This window comes from Nocardioides maradonensis (assembly GCF_054777115.1).
The window spans coordinates 138,885-155,675 of the sequence record NZ_BAAHAZ010000004.1 but is presented as its reverse complement, the minus strand read 5'-3'; the positions used below and the strand labels follow the sequence as shown (position 1 = coordinate 155,675).

Sequence of the window (16,791 nt, the reverse complement as noted above, 5' to 3'; positions counted from 1 at the left end):
ATGAGGTCCCACGTTTTCAAGATGGCCGCCGCGAGTACCGCCGCGGGCAGTTCCGTCGAGTTCGTGCCAACTCAGTGGCCAGCCGCCACAACGGCTCTCCCTTCAGGTAGGACTCACGGAATCGCCCACGAGCCTGGGCGGACGGCCGTTATGCTCCACGCAATGTTCGGCTGGCGTCATGCTCCCGGCCGGCTCGAAGGTTCATCGGGAGTTGATGCGCATGTGGTCGGTAGATGCTCTCCAGTGGAGCGTCAGAGCACGATCAAGCCGACAGGTGCCCGTCGCGGGGAAACGCTTGGACATCCAGGGACTCCGGATGGTCGCGGTGCTTGCAGTGGTCATCAACCACATCTCGAAATTTCTTCCCGGCGGGTTCGTCGGCGTGGACGTGTTCTTCGTCATCTCGGGATACCTGATCACGGGACGGCTCTTAAGAACGGTCGGCGCCAAGACCGTCGGATCCTATTTCGGCTCGTTCTACCTGTTGCGAGCGAGGCGAATCCTGCCCGCAGCGCTCGTCGTCCTGTTCTTGACCGTCGTCGCCGCAAACATGGCGTTCACGTCCACGCGCGCTCACGAGGCCAAGGTCGACGCGCTGTGGTCGGTCGGCTTTCTCGCGAACTGGCATTTTGCGAATGTTGGGACGGACTACTTCCATCAAGGTGTCGCAACCTCTCCCCTCGAACACTTCTGGTCACTCGCCGTCGAAGAGCAGTTCTATGTCGCCTGGCCCATTGTTATCCTCATTGTGGGGGCGCTCGCTGCTCGCGGCAGCGCAAGATCGCTGAGCATCTACGCCGGACTCGCCTCGACCGGAGTCATCGCACTCTCGTTCGGCTACGGCTGGATTGAGACCCACTCGAATCCTCACGCAGCATATTTCTCAACCGCTGACCGTGCATGGGAGCTTGGCGTCGGCGCTCTTCTGGCGGCAGTGCTTCCCCTGCTGAAGGCCAGAAGCAATCGCATGGCAACGGTCACCTCCCTGATGGGCCTTGCTTTCATCGGCATTGCAGTCGTCGCCACACCCACGACGTCGGGCTTTCCCGTGCCATGGGCTGCACCCGCGGTACTTGGCTCTGCAATGGTCGTCGCTGCCGGGCACCTCGGCTCGCCGTCGAATGCATTCCTGACAAACCCCGTCGCGGTGTGGATCGGCGACCTTTCGTACTCCATTTACCTCTTTCATTTCCCCGTTTGGGTGATCGCCGATGCGCTCATCCCCGGCTCACCGGTGTACCTCTACGGTGTAGTCATCACGGGCACACTCGCCCTGTCAATCGCCTCTCTGTACTTTGTTGAAGAGCCGGCAAGATCGGGCCATTTCAGATCGACTAGCGGACATGCCAAAAAGTTGGCGGCTGTCATCGCCCTATCTGCAGTGTGCTTGCAGTTAGCAGCATTGCGGCCAACGCAGCCACCCATGACGCTGTCGAGCTCGGCTAGCCGTGCACCATCGATTCCGTCCGCCAAACCGGGACGGAGCGTTGTTGATGATCCGACCTTGGTCGAGCCACTGCCAGCACTAGCGACTGCTCTACAAGATTCACTGCGGCTGGAATCCTGGCCGAAGCTGACAAATCAAAGTTCCATCGATTCACGCACCAACGCTAGTTGGTGCGATGTGCCGCTGTCAGTCACCGCTTGCGCCTATTACCCCGCAGGCCCCGTTAACCAAAAGAAGATTGTGCTCGCAGTTGGCGACTCAGTCATGATCTCTTGGCTGGCAATGCTCAAGCGCGTCTTTGTTGACAACGGGTGGGAGTTGGTCAGCGTCGCCCAAGGCGATTGCTTCGCCGCCATCGCACCGTATGCCGACACCTTGCAAGGCAATGGCGGTGCACTAACAGAGAATTCAAAATGTGACGGCCAGCATCGCTTCTACAAGCAGGCCCTTAACGAAGTGAAGCCTTCTTTGGTCTTGATCGACGACATGTCTGATGCGATTAGCAAGGTGAGCGACGGTCACGGACATTTGCTACCACATGCTCAACAGGTGGCGGGGTATTCGACGGGCCTAAAGAACATCATCCGTATGGCCCAATCCGTAGGCGCCCGAGCGGCAGTCCTTTCAGCCACGCCTAATCACAAAGACTGGGATACATGTCGCGTCGCGGGATCTACGCCACTCAGCTGCGCCCAAGCGCCGGAGGATGCCTGGTATGAAATCCAAATTCTAGATCAGGCCGTGGTCGCGAAGACGAAAGCCACCTACATCGACACCCTGCCGCTGTGGTGTGTCGACGGCTATTGCCCAGACGTGGTCGACCGAGTCGGCGTGATATTCAACGACCATCACGTGACGGACGAGTATGCCGGGATGGTGTCCTCCTCTCTCGAGCGGTACATGCGGCACCATCAAATTCTCTAAGAGTCGCAAGTTGCTCGTTCACTACCTCTGGACGGCGGGATCGGGCACGAACAGCTACTCCATGGCCCATCCAGAGAAGTGGGGCGCGCGACACTAGTCGGCGCATCCGGCCTACGCCCCGCGGCCTGTCAACCCAAACGCCACCGCGTGCCCCAGTTGCGCTCGGGCCGAAGCGGCCGTTCCATCAACAGTCCCACATAACATGAAGTACTCTTAGTCGCTGGGCGCCACGAGCAAGGTCGGAGGCATGCCTGTCTCGGCCGCATGACAGTAGCGCGGTGGCAACGTCAACACAGTGAATGAGGACCTGTTGGACCGCACGCGGATGCCTAACCTCTTCATCGTGGGCGCGGCGAAGGCTGGGACCACAGCGCTTCATTCGCTGTTGACCAAGCATCCGGATGTCTGCATGTCTGCCGTCAAGGAGCCTCACTACTTTGCGGATGTCCGCCCCGATCCCAACATGAGACATCTCGTACGCCGGACCACTTCGCTCGACGACTATCTCAAACTATTCAGCCGTCCTACTGCGACGTTCGTCGGAGAAGCGAGCCCTTCGTACCTCTTCGACGCGACCAGTGCCCAGCGGATCAGCGCGGCTAACCCCGCAGCAAAGATCGTGGTAATGCTGCGCGATCCCATTGAGCGAGCGTTCTCGCACTATCTTATGGATGTGCGCGAGGGGCGCCAGCCTAGGTCGTTCGAAGACGCCTTGGCGTTCGACCGTACCTTTCGGGACCGGCGATGGGGCACCGCGTGTCACCTGTACGAGGACCTAGGCCACTACGCAGACCAGATCGCCCGCTACCTCGACGTCTTCGACAAGAACCAGATCCTGGTTCTCGAATCACGGCAGTTCGCCACGGACAGAGAGTCGGTCGCGGACGCATTGGGCACGTTCCTGGGTCTCCCTGCGGCACCGTTTCTGCAAGAGTTGGACGAGAGCGAGCGCAATCAGTTCGCTCGGCCAAAATCGCGCACCGCCGCAGCCATCATCTCCAATACCTTTGCGCGGCGAACGGCGCAGCGTATCGTGCCGAGGCGAACCAGGCATACGGTCCGCGACCGCATGCTGCTTGCTCGCGATCAACGTCCCGTGATGCAGGACCCGGTCCGCCGTGACCTCGAAGAGCGGTTCTCAGAACAAGTCCACCGTGCGAGGGCAATCACCGGGTTGGCGCTCCCGTCTCTGACGGACCAGTGGCTGACTGACTCTTAGGCACCGCCAACGCTTGGACGCTCGGCTCTCCACCCAACCGACCGAGAGATGAAGATCCCGACTCCTTGACGTCGGCCTGTTCGAGGGCATCAGGACAAACAAGCGCCACGATGATCGGCACCGCAACAACCGGCGACAGCTCAGCTCCCATGGCGAAGCCCCACAAGTACTCGAGCACGCTGACGGTCAGGAAGACACCGAAGTACAGAGTGCGGTCGGGCCACTGGTCCTCACCCTTGGCAAGAAGACGTGATCCGCGCAGCAACGACCAGAGGATCAGCGCAGTTCCAAACGCGCCAGACGTAGCCAGGGCGCCAACGAGCAGGTTGTGCCCGGACGACGCCTCATCACCGAGGTTGTTGACGAAATGGCCAGCCTGCGAGTACCAGTCGTCCCCGAACCCGAACGCCCACGAGGTGCGCCACGCTTGCAGGCTGACGATCCAGATCTCGCCTCGACGCGTGAACGCAATCGGGTCGGTGGTCGTCAGCGGAATAGCCGCGACGGCAGCGAGCGCACCCACAACCCACCATTTCCCGACCTTCGCCAGCTTCTTGGGTGCGACGAGGCGAGCTGCCTTCACGAGGAAGTAGAGGACGAGAGCAATCAGCGCTCCTCGGCACGACGACCACGCCGCCGCCCCGACGAGCACTGAGTAGGCGCCCCAGCGCACGGCGCGTCTCGGCTGCAAGGCCACCAGCGGAACAGCCAGCGCCGCGAAGACGCCCAAGGTGTTCGAGTGGCCGAAGGGGCCGGCGAGCTGGTCAGTTCCGATCAGGGACTTCGTGGATCGACCGAAGTTCCCATAGTGGTCGGCGAACATGGCGTGCGCGGGATCGAGAAGACCCTGAACCACCGCCCACGCACATGCGATCGCTGCGAAGAGTCCCAGTGCCGCCAGTTCGGGCGTTCCCGCTCTCCTCCGCCACAGCGCCAGAGCGATGGCACCCGACAGCACGATGTCGAGCCACTGATGCCTGGGAAGTGAACGGAAGTGCACAGCCGGTAGCGCAAGAAGCACACCCACGACAACGAGGCCCCGGATGTCTTCGCGACGTGGCACCTTCGTCACCAGTGCAACGAGAACCCAGAAGGCAAGGATGGCACTCAATGCCGCGGCCGCACTGTTCGCCTCGTGCGGTCTGACGTTGATGTCAGACGTGAAGAGTGCCCTGTGGATCTGCGTCCGGTAGGTCAGGACGCCGGGAATCACCGCTCGCGCGACGATCAGTGCGACGAGGATCAGCAGAACGCGATCAGGGCGGCGGTTCGTGTGTTCGATCACGACAGAGTGTCCAGACGTGGGAAGTCAACCAACAGTCGAGTGACGTGGCGATACCAAAGATCGGTGCGTGCTCGGATCTGGGCGCTACCCGCTCTCACTGCGGCCGTCACGCTGTCCGAAGTCAAGTGGACGATCTCCTCTACAGCTCGAATGCCATCGTCCGCAGCGCCGGGCACGAATGTCCACATCGCGCCTTCTCCGGCGAGCAGATACGGCATCAGCCCAACACGTGACGCCACGACGAACGCGCCGCGCGCGAGCGCCTCCTGAGCAGTAAGGCAGGCTGCCTCACCACCGACCGACGGGATCACGAAGATGTCACCCGGCTGGATCCAGTTGCTCGTGCGGCGGCCGTCGACCAACCACGGCGCCAGCTCTCGCTGCAACCGCCGTCGGTACCGCTCCTTTCCGTCGAGTGCCTGGCCGAGCGCGACCTCGGGTCGGAGGCCGAGCCTCTCGGCAGCCGCGAACAGCGGTGGAAGGAGGTGCAGCCCCTTGCTGGGGTCCGGACGGCCGTAGGACTTGATGCTCCCGCTGAGGCCGGTGACAGTTCCCGAGAAGAACTCGAACTCGCTGGTCAGCGACAGCCACGGGGGCACGATGGCGTCTCGCCGCAGCTCGAGAAGGCCCGGTTCGACCACGACGGCCTTGTCGAAGAGCGCAAGCGAGCGTGTCGTCGCGACCCGCTTGGCGATGTCCGTCGGATAGTTGTGCACGATCGCCACGGTCTCGACATGGATGCCACGGGCACGCAGGCGTCGCGCGCTCAGCACGACACGAGGGAACGCAGAGTTCGCGTTGGCGACCATGCGGAGGGCGTCGCCGCGGACGAGGCCACGCGTGGCCTCGTCGATCGTCGGGAACGTCTCCACGTCGTCGGGAACGGAGATCGCCTCGCGGCCGTCGTCCGGCATCGCCAGGGCCACATCGCCCTGACCGCTGCACCTCCGCAGGAGCCCCTCGAGGACCACCTGCCCGCCACCGCGACCATGCTTGGGATCGACGAAGAGAAGACGCGCTCGGTGGGTCATCGTCGCACCTCCGGCGCGGGCCGATGGAGGACGTCGCGCAGGACGTTCCAGTTGCCGTTCGACGCGAGCCGCGCGTACTCACCACGTCGTGCCTCGCGGATGCAGGCGACGATCCGGCGCCACCGCTGGTCAGGAAGTCTCGTACGCCGGGCTTCGAACGCTGCCTTGTGCCGGATCTCCTCGAGCACGGCCTCGGGCGCACCCTCCTCGCGCATGCGGGATTCGGCTGCCGCGAACATCCGAGAGAGCTCGACGGCGTCGCTCGGTCGCGACAGGAGGCGCCGGGCTCGCGCGCTGAAGTCGCGGGAGCCCGCTCCGACGACGTTCGACTCGTGCTGGCGGTAGGCGAGGTGGCTCGCATCCGCGACGACACGCAGCTGGCCGGTGCATGCCGCCCAGTACGCCAGCCAGTAGTCGTGGGGCCATCCCGCCGGGATGGGGAGCGCTTCCGTGATCACCCGCCGGCGGAGCGCGAACGTCATGCCGGCGAGGAAGCTGCGACGGTTGAGCACTCGCACTGCATCCGGGCCGTTGAGCTCGGCGAGCTCGTCGGCAGTGACGCCCATGGACTCGAAGGTCGATCGCCCGAGGGAGCCGCCGGCTGCATCGATCAGCTGCGCGTCGTGGGCGACCAGGCCCGCCTCCGGGTGTGTCTCGAAGTGCTTCACGGCAGCCTCGACGCGAGTCGTGTGCCAGAGGTCGTCCTGATCCGCGAGCAGGACGAGGTCTCCCTGTGCCGCTCGCAGACCGCGCTCGAAGTTTGCGGCGGGCCCCAACGGGGATGCCTCCGGGTCGAGCACCACTAGGCGGATCTCGGGCGCCTGCTGCTCGATCACGGCACGACAGATGTCCACCGTCCCGTCGGATGAGCCGTCGTCGGCGATGACCACCTCAGCGACAGGGACGGTCTGCCGCACGATCCCGGAGAGCTGATCGCCGACGTGGCGTCCACCGTTGTAGGTGGCCATGACGACGCTCACCGTCGGGGCCGGCGTCCGGCCGGAACGCGCCTCGGTCATCGTGCCGCTGCTCCGCTGGTCAGCTCTGCGCCCTCACGCTCGGTGTGCTGACGCACCAGCCCCGCGGCCAGCACGACGCAGCACAGCGCCTCGCTGCCGGCCAGGCCCGCCGCGATCCCCACGGCACCGTGGAGGACCAGCATGCAGATGAGGCCGGTCAGCGCGGATACGGCCGTCGCCCACACCACCAGGTCGAGCCTGCCGCGAGGCACTGCGTAGTTGCGGATCAGGTTGGTGGAGATGCTCACTGCTGCGAGGGCGACGCCGTACAGCGCGCACACCGAGCGCGGCGCGGCCACGTCGGCACCGAAGAGGACGCGTGTACCCCAGCTGCCGCCCACCAGCATGGCGAGGAAGGCGAGAAGACCGAACACCGCATGCCAGAGGAGCGCCGTGCGAAGCCTCGACCGGCGCTGCGGCGAGGTGGGCTCCAGTGCCCACGCCTGGAACCCGTTCGCCAGAGCCACGACGACCAGCGTCCCGTAGCGGTACAGCTTGTCCGCGGAGCCGAGGGCGGCGGCTCCAACCGAAGGAAGTCGGACCGCACCGATCGGCACGGGCGCTGAGGCGTACAGGTTGCCGATCACGCTCACGAAGCCGCCCCGCAAGTCATCGCGACGCGATGCTGTTCCGCGCCTCGACATCGGCCACGGCGCTCCTGTGTGCGCCAGGTTGAAGGTGATCAGCCCGCCGACCGCACCGACCACCACGAGGGCGGGGTAGGTCCAGAGCTGCCTCGTCATCACGACCGTGGGCGCCGCCAGGACGACCGCGAGACAGCGCGGCCCTGCGTCGTAGCGGGCGATCCACGAGGCTCGTCCAGCACCCGTGGCGTACCAGCTCATCGACAACCCGGCGAGACCGTTGGCCAGCGCCATCACCGCCGCGTCGACCCGGGAGCCGTCAACGACCACGGCGCTCACCAGCATCGCGAGGGGCAGCCCGACGAGGGCCAACCGCGTTCGTGTCCACAACGACTCGCGGTAGATCGCGGACCTGGCGTCCGGGTCAGTCGCGACAGCGACGGATGCCTGCCCGTGGACCGCCCAACCCGCCATGACGACAACGCCTGCGAACGAACCGATCGCCTGCCCCGTCAGCACGGCCACCCAGCCGGTCGCTCCACCGACCCTGGAAATGATGGGAAGGAGGATGAACGGTGCCGCCATCGATAGCAGCGGAAGTGCCCCGAACGAGGCCAAGCGCCCGAGGAGTCGGGGTTCCCGGGATTCAGCGCTCACGCACATCACCCACGCACACCCGCACGAACTCAGCAGCCGAGGCCGCCAGCGTCATCCCGTCGATGACCTCGCGACCCCGAGCGGCCAGCTGGCGCAACGCATCGGTGTCGTCCAGGAGCCGGAGCACCGCCGACGCAAGCCCAGGAGCGTCCCCGGGCGGCGCGTAAACCGCAGCAGCGCCCGCGAAGTCAGGAACCCCGCCGTTGTCGGTGGAGACCACCGCCGCCCCCGACGCCATCGCCTCGGCCACGGGAAGACCGAAGCCTTCGTAGTCGCTCGCGCAGAGGTACACCTGGCTCTCGCGATAGAGCTGCGAGAGCACCTCTCGACTCGGGTCCCGGACGTAGCGGACACGCTCAGGCAGCCCATCGGGACGCCGGCAGGTCCCGAACGCGGCCAGCGCGACGTCCGGTCGTTCACTGGCGACGCGACCGAAGACGTCGACCACCACATCGGTCCGCTTCCACGGCTGCCCCGCGACCAGGGCGAGGACTGAAGGTGCACGCCCGGTCACATCTCCACCGGCCGGGAACTCCCCGGTGTCGATGCCGTTGCGGATCAGCCGCGCGCTGAGACCGAGGTCGTCGGCTCTCCTCAGGAGCCACCCCGAGACGACGACGAGCTCGAGCGGAAGGCGCCAGGTCTCCACGACGAACTGAGCCGGTGCCGACCAGTCCTCGAAGTGTTGGATGAGGTAGAGACCGCGGATCGTTCGCGTCGCGGCGACGGAAGCGACGAAGTGGGCCGTCATGACCGATGTCGCGATCAGCACGTCCACGTCCGCAGGAACGTGTCGAGCCGCCTGGGAGGAGAAATTCTCGACCCGCACCGAGGGGTGGAGGTCGAACCAGCGGGGCCGCCACCGGCGGCCGGCGCGATAGGCCACCGCGCGCGCAGCTGAACGAAGAGACGACGACTCGGCGCGTTCGGGCCGCAGGTGGAGGACGGTCACCTCGCAGCCGGCTTCGGCCAAGGCGTTCGCGTACTGGTAGACGACCTTGTGGCCGCCGCCCGGACGGAGCGCAGGTCCGGGAAGCACGAAGCAGACGTGGGGCATCGTCATCAGCGCTCGACCCACTGCCGGATCTCTCGACGGAACCGCTCCCGACCGAAGCGTGCGGCGTTGTCGCGGCAGGCGTGGGGATCGACCGACGACGCCAAGAGGTCCTGGGTCGCTGACGCGATGGCGGGGCCAGACAGCGTCGGGGCAAGCATGCCGGTGACGCCGTGGGCCACGGTGTCGACCAGTCCGCCGAGGGCCGGCCCGACGACGGGCGTCCCTGCCGCCTGTGCCTCGACGGGGACGATCCCGAAGTCCTCGTGGGCCGCGAAGACGAGAGCGCGCGCCGACGCTACGGCATCGCGAACGACGTCGTCAGGCGCGCCGACGACGAACTCGGCACGCGCGCCCACGCTGGCTGCCACGGCGCGGAGCCTGTCCTCCTCCGGTCCCCTGCCGACGACCTTGATCGGTACGTCGAGCTCAGCCGCCACCCGGATGGCGATGTCGTGGCCCTTGTAGGGGATGAAGCGCCCGAGCGTGACCAGCCCTTCCCTGGTCTGTTCGCTCGCCCCCGCGAAGAAGTCGGTGTCCACCGGCGGGTGGATCACCTGAGCCCCCCTGCCGTAGAAGCGCTCGATGCGCTCAGCAACCGCGCTCGAGTTGGCGGCGAAGCTGTCGACCCAGCGGGTCGAGCGCAGGTCCCACCTGCGCAGGACCGCCCGCGCGGGGCCGGCCAGCCGGCCCGCGCCACGGTCATCGATCTCGGGATTCCACGCGTACCGCATCGGAGCGTGGACGTAGCAGAGGTGTCGGGCCTCCCGGCCCGGGCGGAAACCCTTCACGCAGGCGTGGCTCGACGTGATCACGGTGTCGTACCGCTCGCGGCGGCCGGTGACGCGCCACGCCCCGGGCATGACCGGAAGCAGCAGGCCTCGTCGGTCCCGCAGGCCGCCGAGCCGGTCGAGCGGGGTCGTGCGGATGGCTCGTCCGGAGACGTCGAGATCGACACCCGGGGTGACCGTCATGGCGTACAGGTCCGCGTCCGGGTAGGTGAGTGCCAGCTCCTCGAACACCTTCTCACTACCGGCGCGGGCGGCGACCCACTCGTGCGCGATCGCGACGCGGCCCAGATCGGTCATGTTCACCGCCGCGCTCCGCCCTTCCTCGTCAATCGGCGCAGGACCTGCCGGTGATGGAATGCCGTTCGCAACGCACGAGGAGAGTCCCGAACCAACTGGCTGATCCGTCGTAGGTGAGCGCGCAGACGTCCTGCGCCGTCAGCAGCCATACCGTAGTCGTTGAGCGTCCGCTCGTCGTCCGTTACGAGCAATCGCACCAGGAGCGCCGGCCACCGCCGCAGCGGAGCCTCACGGAACTCGCGTACCCAACCGATGCCGCGGACGTGGCCGATCTGAGCGTTGGACCGCCATTCCTCGAGACCCGCGTCCAGCGGTCCGGTCGGCGGCCGCGCCACCAGGCCGAGGCGGCTCAGCAGGGGCGCGGCCGACTGGGCAGCACCCGTTGACTCCGCGAGCTGTCGCAACGTCGCTCGTCGCTCGGCCATGCCGGCCCAGGCCTCGACCAGCCGGCTCAGGTCGCGTTCACTCTCCCGCAGGTGCGGGTCGCGCAACGCGTGCAAGGCGGCGACGAGCGTCGAGCCGCACAGCCCCGTCGCGGTCACCGTCTGGCCGGCGATCGGCAGGTCGATGCGTTCGGACCACAGTGCGTCGAAGACCTCGGTCGGACTCGCCAGGAAGCCCGGGAACACCCGGTGGACGTCGATCGTGACAGGCCACGCGGGGTGGGTCATGGTCGACGAGTGATGGGCCAGGAAGCGTGCGTCGTCGTTGACCGGGACCACCGACCACCCGAGCTCGCGCAGACCGTCGCACACGATCGCGACGTCATCGGGCGCAACGAGCACGTCCACATCGGCGGACGCGTGCGCAGGAAGCAACCCGTGAGCCGCGGGGACGGGCCCCTTGATGGCCAGCACCCGTGCACCCAGATCACGAGCCAGGCGGTCGACCATCGCCTGTCCGAGCGCGACGCCGTCCCGTGGATCGATGTGCACGAGCGTCATTCTGGCCGTGCCGGTCCGACTCCGCTCAGGAAGAGAGGAGCCCACTCACCGTGGCGGTGTTGGCCGGGCCGGAGATCGTGCCGGCGAAGCTCATCTGCGCGGATCCCCCGCCGCCGAGCTCGTTGGCAGGCACCGCGGCGCTGAAGCTCAGAGTCACCGAGGAGTGAGCCGGGATGCCCGCAGCATAGGTCGCCGTGACCCCCGAGGCGGACGACCCCGACAGAACCCACCCGGCGGCAGTCCACGTCGTGGAAGACGGGGACACGAGCTGCGCGCCCTTGTTCTTCTTGATCTTGAACTGGCTCAGCGCGACGGTCAGCGCACCACTGGTGCGGGCTCCGCTGTTGCTGAACACGATGGAGCCGGCAACGGTCGACGACGTCTGCGAGCCGGTCGCCGCCGTGATGGTCAACGTGGAGTGGGTCTCGGACAGGCTCGGGTCACCGCTCGCAGCAAAGGCCGGCACCATGCTGGCGACCTGCACGGCCGGGACCGCCCAGGCGGCGGTCGCACCGGCGCGGATGACCGCGCGACGGGTGCTCTTGGTCGGCGTAGCGGTGTTGTCAGTCATGTGTTGGAGCCCTCCCACAAGGACGAACGTCCCCGGACTCTGGGACAGGAACGGCGGTGCTCCCGGGAACGCGTGAGCCCAACCCTAGGGGCGCGTGAGAGACCAAATCTCAGGAATGCCGGAATCCACGGCAAAAACACCCAGAGACGTACGTAACGTAGGTCACTTCAAGGGGTGAGTGCCACCAGCGATTCCGCTGACAGCTGCTCCAGGAGCGTCATGAGCGCCCGCCCCGGCTCCGGCGGGAGCGGCACCTCGGTGGCGACGCGGTCGAGCAGCTCGCGCAGTCCGATCGGTTGACCTGCCGGAACCATCCGGTGCACCACGGAGGCCACAGGGCTGAGCAACACCACCCGCTCACCGACCAGCACGAGACGCTCGTCGTCGAGATCGAGCACGTCGACGACCGGGAGGGCGCGAACCCACGGGGTCTCGACAAGCTCGACCACCGGAAAGGGCTCGACCACCTGAGTCGGCTCGACCACCTGAGGCCGCTCGACCACCTGAGGCCGCTCGACCACCTGAGGCCGCTCGAGCAGCGAGGCGATGACGGGCTCGAGGGTGGCGACCTCGGCGTACCGGATGCTCCACACCCCGGACGTGGTCGCGAGGACGTCGGTCAGGTAGTGCAGCGGCTCGGGCAGGCGGGCGAGGAACGAGGTCTGGGCAGCCAGCCGGACGATCGCCTCGGCCGGACGGACCCGTTCGACCACCGGCTCGGCGGTGCCATCGCGGTCCAGCAGGACGACCGCGGTCAGCCGGGGAGGTACGCCGGGGGTCAGCAGCCCCGCTTCGTCGGGACCCACCTGACGTTTCGTGCCCGTGCCGGGCACCACCCGGGAGAGCGGCTTGGGGTGCGCGAGGACGTTCCCCGAGCGGTCGACGCCGACGGTCTCGTCCGAGAGGTAGGCCCAGCGTCGACCCAGCTCGGCGGCGGCCGTCGACTTGCCGGTGCCGGACGGCGCGACGAGCGCGACAGCAGCACCCGTGACCGGGTCCGCCAGCCCCGCGGCGTGGAGCATCCAGAGATCGCCGACCCGCGCCTCGATCGCTGCCAGGGTGACCGCCATGGACAGGCTGTGCTGGACCTCGGCGTCCGGGCCACCGGGCGCCACCACCGTCGTGTCGGCGTCTCCGCCCCCCACCACCGCGCGCGACCACAGCCGGCGGAACGACTCCGGCGACGACGAGTCCGAGGGGAACCGGACCTCCACGACACTGCCGAGCGAGGCCACTCGGACGGTGGGGCCGGCCACATCCTCCGGATTCGCCTCCGCCGCCACGCGCTCACTGTAATGATTGCTGCATTGGTCCAGCTTGGTTGGCCTCGTAACCCACGTTGGTTTCGATACGCCCTCGCCTAGCGGCTCGGGCTACTCAACCAACGACACGATCGAACGGGACTTCTCGATGGAACTGCAGGACTACCTGCGCGCGCTGCGAACCCACTGGGTGGGCGCGGTGATCATTCTCGGCTTCGTCCTGCTGGCCGCCGCCGGCTACACGGTCACCCAGCCCAAGGTGTACGCCGCGAACGCCACCGGCTTCGTCGGGACGGGTCAGGCCAGCAACCCGGCACTGGGCCAGGTCTACGACGACCTGGCGAAGTCGCGGGCGACGTCGTACGTCGACATCGCGACCAGCCGCGCCACCGCGCAGGAGGTCATCGACAACCTCCACCTCAGCGACTCGCCGTCGGAGCTCGTCGGCCGCGTCACGGTCCAGCAGCCGACCGACACCGTGCTCCTCAAGATCACCACCAAGGCGGGCACCCCGCTCGAGGCGCAGCAGCTCGCCGACGCGTGGGTGCGGGCCCTCGCCGATCAGGTCGCCTCGATCGAGTCGCCCAACAAGAAGCCCGCGGACGGCACTCCTCGGATCGTTCCCGTGGACTCGGCGGCGCTTCCCAGCAGCCCGGTGTCGCCCAACCCGAAGCGCAACGGGGCCCTGGCCCTCGTCGTGGGCCTGCTGCTCGGTCTCGCCTACGCCGTGGTGCGCCAGCAGCTCGACCGGCGAATGCGGTCTCCCGAGGAGATCGAGAAGCGGACCGGCCACTCCGTCGTCGCCAGCATCCCGGCGGCGCCCAGCCTCGCCCACGAGCGTGGCGGCGAGGGCGGCATCGCCGTGCGCAGCGGCCGAGGCCCGAACACCCCGGCCGCCGAGGCGTTCCGCAAGCTGCGGACCAACCTGACCTACATGCGGGTCGACGACCCGATCCGCTCGATCGTCGTCTCGAGCGCGCGTGCCGGCGACGGCAAGTCCACCGTGGCGGCGAACCTCGCTGCCGCACTCGACTCGACCGGCGCTCCCGTGGTGCTGATCGACGGCGACCTCCGCCGTCCCTCGGCAGCGGCCGCCTTCGGCGTCGACGCGACCGGCCCTGGACTCACCTCGGTGCTCGCGGGCCTGGTGCCGCTCGAGGACGCACTGCAGCGGCCCGAGGGGTTCCGCAACCTCCGGGTCCTCTCCGCCGGGCCTCCGGCGCCGATCCCGAGCGAGCTGCTCGGGTCGAAGGCGATGCGCACGCTCATCGAGAAGCTGCGCGGCGAGGGGTACGTCGTCATCGACGCCCCGCCGCTGTTGCCCGTGACCGACGCGGCCGTGCTGAGCGTCGCCGTCGACGGCGCGCTGCTGGTGGTCTCCTCCGGCAAGACGCTCGACACCGAGATCGACCACGCCGTCAGCTCCATCGAGGCCGTCCACAGCAAGGTCCTCGGCCTGGTCCTGAACCGCGTCAACCGACGCGGTGGCATCGGCGGCTACGGCTACGGCTACCTGTACGACGGGTACATCAAGGACGACTCCGACGGGCAGGGCGGTCCCGCGAGGAAGCCCGCCCGTCGCCTGGGCGGCCGACGCGCGAAGTCCCGCGCCTGAGCCCGTGGGCTCCCGGGTCCTCGCCGTCAAGGCCGCCGTCGCGGTCTCGATGACCGGCGACCGGGTGACCCTGCTCGACCTGGACCGGCTCGAGCTGCCTCCGCTGGTGCTGGAGGGATCGGCGGCCTCGGTGTGGCGGGCGATCGACGGGGTGTCGTCGGTCGACGCGATCTGCGACGACCTCGCCGACGCCTACGAGCTGCCGGTCTCGACGATCTCGGCTGATGTCGTCGCGCTGCTGGAGGATCTCGTGGGGCGGGGACTGTTGGTCGAGGTGGGGGACTCGGGCTCCGCGTCCGACTCCGGCTCTGACCCGGGTGCTGACGGGTAGGTGCCTTCGGGGAGTCACAGGCTCTCGGGGTGCTCGACGGCGGCCGCACCTTAGCCCGCCGTCCCCCGACCGCAAGGATGCTCGCTGCGCTCGCCCCGCTGCGCGGCGCCTGCGGCGTCCTTGCGGTCGGGTCCCTGACGGCGGGCAGAACGGCGCGGAGTCGGCACGGGCTTCGCCCGCGCCGCCGCTACGCGGCCGCTCGACCCGGGCACGCGTGTCACGCCGGGGTCTCGACAGGCTCGACCACCTACCCGGGCTCGACCACCTACCCGGGCTCGACCACCTACCCGGGGCTCAGCCACCCACACAGGCGCCACCACCGACCTGCGGTCCCTGCAATTGTGGGTCTGACCTGGGGAAATGTCCGAAATTTCGGTGGTGATTCTGTTCGAACAGGTGTACACTGGAGGCAGTTGATCGACCTGTCTCGGAGGGCTCGTCATGACCACGATCTCGGTGTCTTCGCACCCGGTCGTGGCCTGCGCGCACGAGTTGGAGTACAGGCTGCACGCCGTGGCCGGCGTACCTGTCCACCTGCTCGGGGTGGCTGAGAAGGAGGACGCTCTCCGCACCCTCGCCCGGGTCAAGGCGGAGGCGCTCGAGCTCGAGCTGCGGATCCTCGCGAGCGCGACGGACGTGGCTGCCGAGCACGGCGCACGCGATGCGGGCGCCTGGCTGGCGCACGCCACGAACATCAACCACTACACCGCCCGCGCGGAGCTCCGGCTGGCCCAGGCGCTGGAGCAGCACCCGCTGACCGCCGACGCGATGCGCGAGGGCCGGGTGAACGAGCGGCAGGCGCAGGTGATCATCCGGGCGATCGACGTCCTGTCCGACGAGGTCGACGGACCCACGCGGGTCCGGTGCGAGCGCGACCTGGTCGCGATGGCGAGCACCCTGGATCCGCACCAGCTCGAGATCATGGGCAGGAAGATCCTCGAGGTCGCGGCTCCTTGCCAGGCAGAGGAAGAGCTGGGTCGGCTGCTGGAGCGCGAGGAGCAGGCCGCCGTCGACGGGTGCTCGGTCAAGGTCCGCCGGCTCGGCAACGGCGTCGCTCGGATCACCGCCCTGATCCCGGACGCGATCGCCTCCCGGCTGACGACGTACCTGGACGCGCACACCAATCCGCGGGTCTCGACAGGCTCGACCAACTACAAGGGCTCGACCAACTACGGGGGCTCGACAGGCTCGACCAGCTACGGGGGCTCGACCAGCTACGGGGGCTCGAGCAGCTACCTGGGGGTGCGCCGAGCCCGCGGTGAGGCGTTCCTGATGCTCCTTGAGCAGCTCGATCCCGCCGGTCTCCCCGACCACGGCGGGGACGCCACGGCCGTCGTGGTGACTATCCCGTTCGAGACGCTGACCAGCGCCCTGGGCTCCGCCACCCTCGACGACGGCACCCTGATCTCCGCATCCGAGGCGCGGCGGCTGGCGTGCAACGCCCGCGTGCTGCCGGCTGTGCTCGGCGGGAAGGGCGAGGTGCTCGACCTGGGCCGCGCCCGGCGCCTCCACTCCCCCGCACAGCGCAGGGCGATGCGGCTGCGCGACAAAGGATGCCGCGCCGAAGGGTGCTCGGTGCCGGTCGCGTGGACGGAGGCCCACCACCTCAAGCCCTGGTCCGAGGGCGGGCCGACCACCGTCGACGACGGCGTGTTGTTCTGCGGCCACCACCACCGGCGCGCGCACGACAGCAGGTACCGGATGGCCAGGCTGCCGTCCGGCGACTGGCGGTTCCACCGGCGGACGTAGGCCGGCTCGGG

At 67.8% G+C, this 16,791-nt stretch carries 14 protein-coding genes; 5 read left to right on the top strand and 9 right to left on the bottom strand.

What is annotated here, in order from left to right; all coding sequences use genetic code 11:
• Positions 1 to 178 precede the first annotated feature (178 nt).
• On the top strand, positions 179 to 2,371 hold the full coding sequence (locus tag ACYVAQ_RS05960) for an acyltransferase family protein (protein WP_460787569.1): 2,193 nt from the start codon (positions 179 to 181) through the stop codon (positions 2,369 to 2,371).
• 295 nt (positions 2,372 to 2,666) lie between these two features.
• Positions 2,667 to 3,590: a sulfotransferase family protein gene (locus tag ACYVAQ_RS05955; protein WP_460787568.1), complete on the top strand. Its 924-nt coding sequence runs from the start codon at positions 2,667 to 2,669 to the stop codon at positions 3,588 to 3,590.
• Here the strand turns inward: ACYVAQ_RS05955 and ACYVAQ_RS05950 are convergent.
• From ACYVAQ_RS05950 to ACYVAQ_RS05910, 9 genes are all read right to left on the bottom strand, one after another.
• The gene (locus ACYVAQ_RS05950; RefSeq protein WP_460787567.1) at positions 3,538 to 4,875 is read right to left on the bottom strand and encodes an O-antigen ligase family protein; all 1,338 of its coding nucleotides are present in this window, start codon (positions 4,873 to 4,875) and stop codon (positions 3,538 to 3,540) included. The two genes, ACYVAQ_RS05955 and ACYVAQ_RS05950, sit on opposite strands and share 53 nt — an antisense overlap.
• Complete coding sequence (locus tag ACYVAQ_RS05945) at positions 4,872 to 5,906, bottom strand: glycosyltransferase family protein (protein WP_460787566.1); 1,035 nt, start codon at positions 5,904 to 5,906, stop codon at positions 4,872 to 4,874. Before ACYVAQ_RS05945 ends, ACYVAQ_RS05950 begins: the two co-directional genes overlap by 4 nt.
• The gene (locus ACYVAQ_RS05940; protein WP_460787565.1) at positions 5,903 to 6,925 is read right to left on the bottom strand and encodes a glycosyltransferase; all 1,023 of its coding nucleotides are present in this window, start codon (positions 6,923 to 6,925) and stop codon (positions 5,903 to 5,905) included. Before ACYVAQ_RS05940 ends, ACYVAQ_RS05945 begins: the two co-directional genes overlap by 4 nt.
• A complete protein-coding gene (locus ACYVAQ_RS05935; RefSeq protein WP_460787564.1) occupies positions 6,922 to 7,983 on the bottom strand; it encodes a hypothetical protein in 1,062 nt (353 codons plus the stop codon). Before ACYVAQ_RS05935 ends, ACYVAQ_RS05940 begins: the two co-directional genes overlap by 4 nt.
• Before the next feature lie 172 nt (positions 7,984 to 8,155).
• On the bottom strand, positions 8,156 to 9,229 hold the full coding sequence (locus ACYVAQ_RS05930) for a glycosyltransferase family 4 protein (protein WP_460787563.1): 1,074 nt from the start codon (positions 9,227 to 9,229) through the stop codon (positions 8,156 to 8,158).
• A complete protein-coding gene (locus ACYVAQ_RS05925) occupies positions 9,229 to 10,308 on the bottom strand; it encodes a glycosyltransferase (RefSeq protein ID WP_460787562.1) in 1,080 nt (359 codons plus the stop codon). The genes ACYVAQ_RS05930 and ACYVAQ_RS05925 overlap by 1 nt, the downstream gene beginning before the upstream one ends.
• Positions 10,309 to 10,310: 2 nt before the next feature.
• The gene (locus ACYVAQ_RS05920; RefSeq protein ID WP_460787561.1) at positions 10,311 to 11,243 is read right to left on the bottom strand and encodes a nucleotidyltransferase family protein; all 933 of its coding nucleotides are present in this window, start codon (positions 11,241 to 11,243) and stop codon (positions 10,311 to 10,313) included.
• 34 nt (positions 11,244 to 11,277) lie between these two features.
• A complete protein-coding gene (locus ACYVAQ_RS05915) occupies positions 11,278 to 11,823 on the bottom strand; it encodes a hypothetical protein (protein WP_460787560.1) in 546 nt (181 codons plus the stop codon).
• Positions 11,824 to 11,990: 167 nt separating this feature from the next.
• Positions 11,991 to 13,106, bottom strand: a complete 1,116-nt coding sequence (locus ACYVAQ_RS05910) for a hypothetical protein (protein ID WP_460787559.1) — start codon at positions 13,104 to 13,106, stop codon at positions 11,991 to 11,993.
• Between the two features lie 127 nt (positions 13,107 to 13,233).
• Between ACYVAQ_RS05910 and ACYVAQ_RS05905 the strand changes: the two genes are divergently transcribed.
• The 3 genes from ACYVAQ_RS05905 (at position 13,234) to ACYVAQ_RS05895 (ending at position 16,780) form a co-directional block, all read left to right on the top strand.
• Positions 13,234 to 14,700, top strand: coding sequence for a tyrosine-protein kinase domain-containing protein (locus ACYVAQ_RS05905; RefSeq protein WP_460787558.1), 1,467 nt, complete (start codon positions 13,234 to 13,236; stop codon positions 14,698 to 14,700).
• Between the two features lie 4 nt (positions 14,701 to 14,704).
• On the top strand, positions 14,705 to 15,031 hold the full coding sequence (locus tag ACYVAQ_RS05900; protein WP_460787557.1) for a PqqD family protein: 327 nt from the start codon (positions 14,705 to 14,707) through the stop codon (positions 15,029 to 15,031).
• A 441-nt stretch (positions 15,032 to 15,472) separates the two neighbouring features.
• On the top strand, positions 15,473 to 16,780 hold the full coding sequence (locus ACYVAQ_RS05895) for an HNH endonuclease signature motif containing protein (RefSeq protein ID WP_460787556.1): 1,308 nt from the start codon (positions 15,473 to 15,475) through the stop codon (positions 16,778 to 16,780).
• The last annotated feature ends 11 nt before the right edge of the window (positions 16,781 to 16,791 follow it).